General features: G+C 34.2%; 9 protein-coding genes and 1 pseudogene. All 10 read right to left on the bottom strand.

The window, feature by feature from the left end:
• Positions 1 to 188: helix-turn-helix domain-containing protein (locus WMO25_RS10705; protein WP_349085328.1), on the bottom strand; the 188-nt coding region annotated here is incomplete at its 3' end.
• Positions 189 to 466: 278 nt separating this feature from the next.
• Complete coding sequence (locus WMO25_RS10700; protein WP_118340128.1) at positions 467 to 646, bottom strand: hypothetical protein; 180 nt, start codon at positions 644 to 646, stop codon at positions 467 to 469.
• 95 nt (positions 647 to 741) lie between these two features.
• Complete coding sequence (locus WMO25_RS10695) at positions 742 to 1,374, bottom strand: PBECR4 domain-containing protein (protein ID WP_026648508.1); 633 nt, start codon at positions 1,372 to 1,374, stop codon at positions 742 to 744.
• Between the two features lie 365 nt (positions 1,375 to 1,739).
• Positions 1,740 to 2,348 carry a hypothetical protein gene (locus WMO25_RS10690; protein ID WP_055056047.1) on the bottom strand — a complete coding sequence of 203 codons (609 nt, stop codon included), beginning with the start codon at positions 2,346 to 2,348 and terminating at the stop codon, positions 1,740 to 1,742.
• 187 nt (positions 2,349 to 2,535) lie between these two features.
• Positions 2,536 to 2,865, bottom strand: coding sequence for a winged helix-turn-helix domain-containing protein (locus WMO25_RS10685; RefSeq protein ID WP_055056048.1), 330 nt, complete (start codon positions 2,863 to 2,865; stop codon positions 2,536 to 2,538).
• A 493-nt stretch (positions 2,866 to 3,358) separates the two neighbouring features.
• Positions 3,359 to 5,104, bottom strand: a complete 1,746-nt coding sequence (locus WMO25_RS10680) for an ABC transporter ATP-binding protein (RefSeq protein ID WP_349085327.1) — start codon at positions 5,102 to 5,104, stop codon at positions 3,359 to 3,361.
• Positions 5,105 to 5,199: 95 nt separating this feature from the next.
• The gene (locus WMO25_RS10675; protein ID WP_242856411.1) at positions 5,200 to 5,340 is read right to left on the bottom strand and encodes an Apre_1838 family putative sactipeptide bacteriocin; all 141 of its coding nucleotides are present in this window, start codon (positions 5,338 to 5,340) and stop codon (positions 5,200 to 5,202) included.
• A 123-nt stretch (positions 5,341 to 5,463) separates the two neighbouring features.
• Positions 5,464 to 7,017, bottom strand: coding sequence for a radical SAM protein (locus WMO25_RS10670; RefSeq protein ID WP_227159163.1), 1,554 nt, complete (start codon positions 7,015 to 7,017; stop codon positions 5,464 to 5,466).
• A 143-nt stretch (positions 7,018 to 7,160) separates the two neighbouring features.
• Positions 7,161 to 8,399, bottom strand: coding sequence for an ABC transporter permease subunit (locus tag WMO25_RS10665; protein ID WP_055056051.1), 1,239 nt, complete (start codon positions 8,397 to 8,399; stop codon positions 7,161 to 7,163).
• A gap of 1 nt (position 8,400) precedes the next feature.
• A pseudogene (locus WMO25_RS10660) lies at positions 8,401 to 8,712 on the bottom strand (ABC transporter ATP-binding protein); the annotation flags it as partial.

The raw sequence follows: 8,712 nt of genomic DNA, 5'->3' as shown, positions 1-8,712 counted from the left end.
ATGGGAATATCCATAGCTTCCAACAGCCGGATATAAGTTTTCATTCCCATAAGTCTGGCATGTGTTTCAATCTTCGCCAGATGTGATACGGAAATATCTGCTTTCTCTGCAAGCTGCTCCTGAGTCAGTCCCCTGGATTCCCGCAAGGCTTTTATGGCATCTGCTACAATATAAAGTTCATTCTGCATTCTTTTATCTCCTCGTTGATTACAGGCTCTATTATAATTACAAATCCTTTCCCTGGTAATGGACTATGGAGGCAAGATTTCCCAGTTTCATTACCATTTCTTTCCTTTTTTGGTTTTAGAGATTTATTATATCTGAACGAGTTGAAAACGATTTTTGCACCATTTACGAAAAAGCACTGCATTATCTCTTCAATTAGGCATAAAAAAGGAGAGAACGTCACATATCGACTCCTCTCCAATAGCTTCTATTCATCTAAGATATTTGCCAATACATAGGCTTACTTGTTTTTTCTTTCCAGGAACCTCCGTATCTCTTCCACACTATCTAATATGGGAATGAACGGGGCAGACGGGCTGCATACTGGATCTTGACTGGACAGTTCCAGTGCATTAATAAATGCTTCTGCCTTTTTGGGGTCTTCAATCACAAGCTCTGTAAGGATACTTGATGTAGCCATATAGAAAGCACCTCTTTTCTCTCATATCTTAAAAAATTCTTTCGTAAGAAGATCCTGCAGTATTTTCTATACGCCAAGACCTGTACTCTCCATTTTTATTTATGTAGTAAAGTTTGATCCAGCATGTTTTTAATTTCATCTGGAAGACCGTCTACCGTTGCATTTTCATCTAAAAACAGTAAATTTGTATATTTTTTCGCATCATTCGGCGCTGAAAAAATATGAGTTACTGTATATGCTGTTCTACTTTTAGAAAAGCAATCTTCATCTCGCAGCGATTCTACTACAAAGCAATCGCCCTTTTGCTGCCCCTTATCATCATACTCTTTATTTAAGCATAGAGTAAAATTAAGATCTGTTGTGCCAAACTTATAAGTTCTCGTGTCTGTGACAATCTCTTCCAGCATAAATCCTTCTGAGCCAGCCAGCATTGCAATCTGTCCGATATGCTTAATCTTACGCTTACACAATGAAAAAGGGTGCTGCGGTGTAAAAAATATCTGCGAAGCCTGAAGCATTTTTTTTGCTGCATAACTATAAAACTTTTTTGCTGAAAGGTTCGTGGCCACACCTGTCAAGTGCCTAAAATTGGCAGCTTTATAAAGCACCTCAATATATCTGCCTTCAAATACATATAGAAATCTTTTACCTACTAAATGCTTCCTATACAGATCAGCAGCTACTTTAATCTCCTGTACAATTTTCTCTCTATCCTGTTGTTTTCCCATCTATCTTTTCCCAATCATCACTATAGTATAAAAAAACAGCACTGGACAACTTTTTTGTTATCCAGTGCCCATAATCTTAAAAAGCGGTTTTATGCTGGCTGTCAGCCGCGACATCCTTCCGAATGTCTAAAATGTCGCCGGTATCATTGAGTCCCCGGCGCGGACTCACCGTATCTCCCTGGTGTGGGCGTAATACCCTTCCGAGTATCAAATAGTCCCAGTAATTACCCTGCCCGGGCACAGTACAGCTTTTACGTGCCGCTACACGAAACCTTTTGGCTTAATTATATTATATGCGATACCCTAAGAAATATCAATAGTTTCCACAAAAAATTGATTGGTTGTATCTTATTATAACCCGTTACTTACCGTTTCAATAAACGCTCCCTAGAAGCTGTATCCAATACTATTTTATGAAAATCCAGCATTGCGTGCTCTTGCATCAGTTTCTCACCAAGTTTCACAAGAGGATTGGTTTCCCATTCCGAATCAATTCCTGTTTGATGATAGTATCTTGCATAAGCAAATCCCTCAGCTACCGCATCTGAATTTTCAAATATTCCCACTATTGCATCTGTAAACTGTACAATGATTGAGCTCCCAAAAATCCCCTGCAATTCTTCCGCATTCGCATCATCATATTTCTCTACATCAAAAGACAAAGAGAAATCATACGTATTCTCTTTTCCGTCTTCTGTTTCATAAGAAATTGTTCCAAAAATATCTCCCTTGCCAGACGGAAGTTCGATTGACTCTGAAAGCTCTAATTCATATTCAATGTTATTGAACACTGTCGTTGCTTCAAACATTTGTGATATACAGGTACCTTCTTTTTCATAAATATCTTTCTGTAAAAAGGAAATAGGATTATACTCCATATTTTCCCATATCTGTTTTCCCTCCACTGTCCGTTTACACAAGGAATCTAAAAGCAACATCATTGTTTCCTGATCTATTTCTTCATATACGTTCATAGTCAGCCTCCTTTTTCTTTGGATAGTCCACAAAAGCTCTGTAAGAGTTTATCTCAATTTCTAGTTACAACGTGATATTTAGTCAAATGACGTATGTACGCGCTTTCTTATAGTTGCCAATATTATATGGCGTATCTCCCAAAAATTCAATCAGAATATAAAAACTTTTACTCACACTATCCTGCCTTTACATCTTTTTTAGTCTATACCCTACATTGATCAATGTTTCTATAATATCATGCCCCATCTTTTTTCGTATCTTCCATACTACGTGTTCCACTGTTTTGTACGGAATCTGATCATCATAATAATTACTCTCCCAGACCGAACAATAGATATTCTTCTTTGGAATAACCCAATTTGGCCTTTGGGCTAAAAGATACAGAACTTCAAATTCCCTGGGCGTTAAATCTATTTCCTTTCCTTCGTAAATAACCTGATAGGACATTGGATTTAACTGCAGTTTTCCATCGCCCAAAACTACATTCTCTTTATATTCTGGAAAAACATACTTCATCTGTATGCCTCCTCTTGATTTATAAATTTCTAACTGTTCCCATTCCAGAAAGAAATACCGAACGAAATATCCAACATCCGGCACTTTTTTAGTTATTTTTACTTTTTACATAATTTCTATCTCTGCCATCTTTTCTATAATTGTGAACTTCCTGAAAAATTAACTCTCATTTTCTAAAAATAGTTTATTTCAGCCGTTTACAGTGAATTTTATAAATTCCTCGTAGAGTTAATTAACTCTCAGAATTTTACTTTAAATCCGATGGAAACATTGAAAACACTCAGTTGTTTCAATCGAGCGTTAATTTTCACAGAAGTTCACAATAATATGAATATGCTTCTTACTTTTCAGATTAGATATGTTCCGTTTTATGCAAGCGCCTAATTTTAAAGTTGTGCATATCCACCGAATATTCATCCTATAAATAATTGTTGGGAAATGTTAGAACAGCAGCATTTCTCTCTATTTCCAAAAGGAGAGTAGGCATCATGCATTACCCTTTATTTTTTAGGTTCTCTTGATTATATAAATCTTGATATACACTACAATTTTTCAATAACTCTGCATGTGTTCCTATACCTACTATTTTACCCCCATCTAATACAATTATTTTATTAGCATCCTGTGCAATTTTTACTCTATGGGTTATATATATTGCTATCTTATTTTTACTCACCTCAAAAAAACTCTTAAAAATTTTGGTTTCTGCTGTTACATCTAATGCGGAACTAGGCTCATCCAACAAATATAAATCTGCATTTTTATAATAGGTTCTTGCTAACGCTATTTTCTGCCATTGACCACCTGATAATTGACCTCCTTCATCAAACCAATTTCCTAATCCTCTTTTTAGTTCGTATCCTCTTTCGGTTTTTAAAAAATCAACGTTTGCTTTGCACAATGAATTTTTAATTTTATTTTCATCGACTTCTGTACTAATATCTCCTATATAAACGTTCTCTTCCAATGTACCTTCATACTTTAAAAAATCTTGAAAAAGAACAGATATACAATTCCTGTAACTCTTTACATCAATATTCTCCAAATCAAGATTATTAACAAATAGCTTCCCACTAGTAGGTTTATATAACCCACATAAAATTTTAAATAAAGTGCTTTTCCCAGATCCATTTTTTCCTACAATTGCAATCTGTTCGTTTGATTTAATTTTTAAATTAATGGTAGATAGTGCCATTTTACATTGAGGATAATCGAAAGATACGTTTCTTAGTTCAATTGTCTTTATATTATCTACTTTTGTACCACCTAACGCATTCTCCCCTTCTTTTATTTCTAAAAAATCTTTTAGTAATTGTATATATAAATTTGCGTTATAAATAGAATAAACATTAGAGGCAATGCTATTTGTAGCATTTTGCATCATGGACACAGCATTTAAATATGACATAGTGGTTCCTATCATTTTTTTCCCTACGTAAGCCAAATATATTGCAATAATCATTATAATTATACAAACTATATCTTGTATAAACGAAATAATCATATTTAAAACAGCTCTGGTTTTTTCAATTTCATTGGCTTGTTTTATGAAAGTTTTGACTAAGCTACAATATTTATCCAGCAAATATTTTTTTAATCCATATGCTTTTACCTCTTTAAATGCTGTATCATGTGTAAGTAAATATGTATAATACCACGCTTTTCTTTCTTTTCCACTGCGCTCATATCTCATTAGAAATTCTTTATTACCAACATAAATTTGTCCTATAAACATTAATATTGACACAGCAATCATTATAATCACAAGAATTGGATTCCATGAAAGTAGTATCATTGCGGCTGAAAATAACGAAACTAAATTAGATGCTAAGCCTAATACCCCTTGCATGGTCTGATATGGTTTATTTCCAATTTCTTGTTCTAAACGATTTATCATATCATATGTTTCTGTTCTCTCTAACATTTCCAATGATAAATCCCCACATTTTTTCATAAGAATGTAATTTATTCCATAAACTAAATGATTGTTTAAATTGTTTAAATTATAGCTTGCTAAATTCTGTAAAAGCGATTCCGAGATAATTAGCCCGAAATATAAAATCAAAAGATACACCACATATTGATATGATTGTGTCTTGTTTTGTATTTCATTTAACAACTGTTGCATTACCAATAAGGACGAAACAGGAAGAATTCCATTTATTATAGACAAAATAAATGCCAGAATAAATTTTGCTTTACATATTTTACAAATTAATCTTATCGTATAATAAATCAAAAAAATATTCCTTTTTATTTTTTTTTAGCATGATTTTTCTCCTATATAGTGAAGGCGTAGCACATATAGTACTACGCCTTCGTTTTTACTACCTCTTAGAGAGTACTAGAACGGAATGTAGCAACAGCATTTACTCTGTTACCTGTACGATACTCTCCTTCGCCACCACAGCCACAGCCACAATGAACACAACCATCATCATTGCCTCTGTAACCTGCATATCCATCAGTACACATGCATGCTCTCGGCTGCACTCCTGATCCAGGTGTTCTTCCAATTGGATTTACAAACTTCATAACGATTCCTCCTTTCTTTGTAATTTAAATACATCTATGTAAATATAAACGTATTTACCTTTGTTAATGAATTTCCATTTCATTATATTGTTCCAATTCGCTTGGATTTGCCTCCATTAATGCATGATATCGTCTTAAATTGTCTTCCAAATACTTTCTTTCGTTTCGACATGAATTATGTCGATATGAAAGATGTAATCCATTAGCATCGTAGCAATTAACATAACATAATGTACATAAATTAACTGCCCAACATTCTTTACAATACTCTTTTGCTTCTTCTATAAAGTCTTCAACATAAAGTTTCTTAATTTTTTCTTTATCAAATCCCTCATTCACATTGCCTAAACAAGGTATATTTCCTACTTTTTCACAATGTAAAAATTCACCTTTTGTAGTGACATAAATCCTTCTTTGTCCCGGCACGCAGCATCCATTCATTCCATACTGTTGAATAGGTGTTTCTGTCAACAAGCGTTTGTGTATAATCATCATTCCCTTATCCATATAACCATCCGTAAACAAAGTTTTTTCTGTATTATCTGGATTTGATTTATACACTTCTTCCCATTTCATTAAAGGTTCATAAAACTCTTCCATAAACCATCTATCTTCTTTTCCTTGCGGTAAAAAGTAATCACTCTCTGACGGTCCATGATCTACCGTTGCAGTCAAAATCATAACGTCTTTGGGAATCCATTCACTTTTTTCGATAAACTCCTGAATTTTTGTATACTGTTCAAGATAACCTGGTCCCGATACAACCATATTAAATCCAATCTTAGAACTCTTTCCTTCCTTATGGAATGCTTCAAATAGTTTTTTTGCTCCCATAACTGTTTTTTCAAAGCTACCTGTCCCATTAACCATAAGCCGATTTGCATCGTGCATTTCCTGAGGACCATCCAAGCTAATAATAATATTGAAATTATTTTTGGCAAAATACTCTGCGATCTTATCATTTACCAATGTTGCATTTGTAGTGATTGCAAAGGACATATCCTCGCCAAATAATTTTTTAGCATATTCAACTGCTCTTTCAATAAGTTCAAAATTTAGTAAAGGTTCTCCACCATAAAATCCAATGTGCCTATTTTCTGCATTTTGGGAATGCTCTTTTAAAAAATCAATAGCTTTTTTTGCAACATCCCATTTCATGTTTTCATGTCCGAACGCCCTGTATTCTGGATGAGAAGGATGATAAATACAATATTTGCAACGTAAATTACATTTTTCAGTAACTTCAAGAGTAACATTCTCAACCTTATTTTCAAGAATATCATCTAACTCTGTTACTGCATCACCTGTCAGCGTTTTTAATGGTGGAGCTTGTAAAATATGTTCATTTTCCATTGCCGACTTAATTTCTGAAATTGCATCCTCAAACTCACTTTTACTTAATTGAAGATTTTTAATATCTTCGACTGGCATTCCCTCCAATAAACTTTTCAGTACAATGTAAACGTTCGAATTTAATTTGGCAACTTTTCCAGTTCCTGTATCATAAAAATAATAATTTTTTTCTGTCTTAAAAACTTTACCCAAGCGCCCAATTCTTCCATTTTTTTCGATTTCAGATACCAGCGATTCTAAAGATATTTTTTTCTGCTCTTTCACTCTAAACACTCCTTTCATTTGGATTTTTTATTATGAACCGATTATATCAATAAATCCCCCAAAATATATTTTGATGTAACAATTTCGATACTTGATGTAATAAATCCTCTATACTTTATGAATATAGCCCTTTTTCCTTATATTTACATCTGGTGCCTACAATAAGTTCGAACTGTAAGAAATAAGAAAACAGGAATCTCAATCAATGCGGAAATTAATATAGTATACGGTGTCCAAAAACTCATTCCCCCAATATGTAGGTAATTAAAATTGATAAGTTGATACAGAAAATTATTTTGCATACCAAGTCCCGCAGATGGAAAAATAGCTGAAATCCAATTTACCCCTAATGCTGTGTAAGCAAAAGTCGGAATAAGGACTATGCCAATAGCAATCAACAATACCGTCAATGTATCTTTGCATTTTGCTGATAAAAAAAAAGTACAGTAAACACAAGCTAAAACAGATATCAACCCTACTAACGAAATAACAATCTGCATCTGTGCTAAGTCCCAGTTTGGCAAGTTAATAATAGAAAACAACATTTGAACAGAAGATTGTAAACAATTTGTTCCAAATGTGATATCTGAAATTGCTAAGTGCAGTGTAATACACATAGTATACACAACCATCACAATCATACTGGAAGCCAATATCTTTGTAATAGCTAATCTGGTACGACCATGCTTTGCACAACGCAAAATACTATCCGCGCCTGATTGATATTCACCAGAAAAAATAGGCGTGATAATGGAAACACATAAAATTGCCAAAATCATAATATAAAGCTCAACATAGTCAAACGCGTCTTTGGAATATCCTGCATAAAGTTGAAATGGCATATCGACTTTTTTATATTGTTCTAAGGCTTGTTGTTGTGCGGCCGGATGATTGCGTTGCTCATTCCTCATAACATCTGCCAGATGAGTTTCACATTTCTGATAATAATTTTGTGCAACATCTTCTGGATCAATATCCATAAGATCAGGTCCTATTCCAGTTAACGGATCAGCATATAGTTCTGGCAACGCTTTAAGCAATGGACGAATAGGTACAATCTGTTTAATACTGACAGAAAGCGGAAATGTGTCACTTTCCATAGGACCATATTCGTTTATCAAACTTTGATAAATTCTCAAAGCCTCACTCACTTTTTCTGGAGTAACTTCGCCATTTATAGCAGAATATAAATCACGCTTAAATTCGATTGCCTCCATACCATCAAGTTCTGTTTTTGTTCCATCTGGGTTTGGACGATTTATGGACTCAAAAGCAATCGGCAGATATGCCATAACAACAGACATAACCAGAGCCACAGCAATTAAGATAAGTGTGCGTCGTGATTTCAGGACACGCTTTACTTCTAAACAAAATAAACGCATATTATTTTTCCTCCCTTTCGACATCTTCTTGTGGAAACAACCATAAATACAAATCTTCCAAACGCGGCTCCGCAAGAATGGAACCCTCTACTTCGGAGTGCTCTGCAAGATAACGAATAGATATTTGATTATTGTCCTCGCCTCGCTGATTGATAATCCTCAGACGCATTTCATAGTCCATCATCTTATGAGCAGGAATCGCACAGCTCCATACTTTCCCCTCAATCTGTTTTACCAAATCGCTTGTTGTTCCCACATCAATAATCTTTCCAGCTTTCATAATCGCATTACGAGTTGCAATATATTCAATATC

This window comes from Coprococcus intestinihominis, from assembly GCF_040096555.1.
GTDB classification, from domain to species: Bacteria; Bacillota; Clostridia; order Lachnospirales; family Lachnospiraceae; genus Coprococcus_A; species Coprococcus_A intestinihominis.
This window is presented reverse-complemented; position numbering and strand designations above follow the sequence as displayed.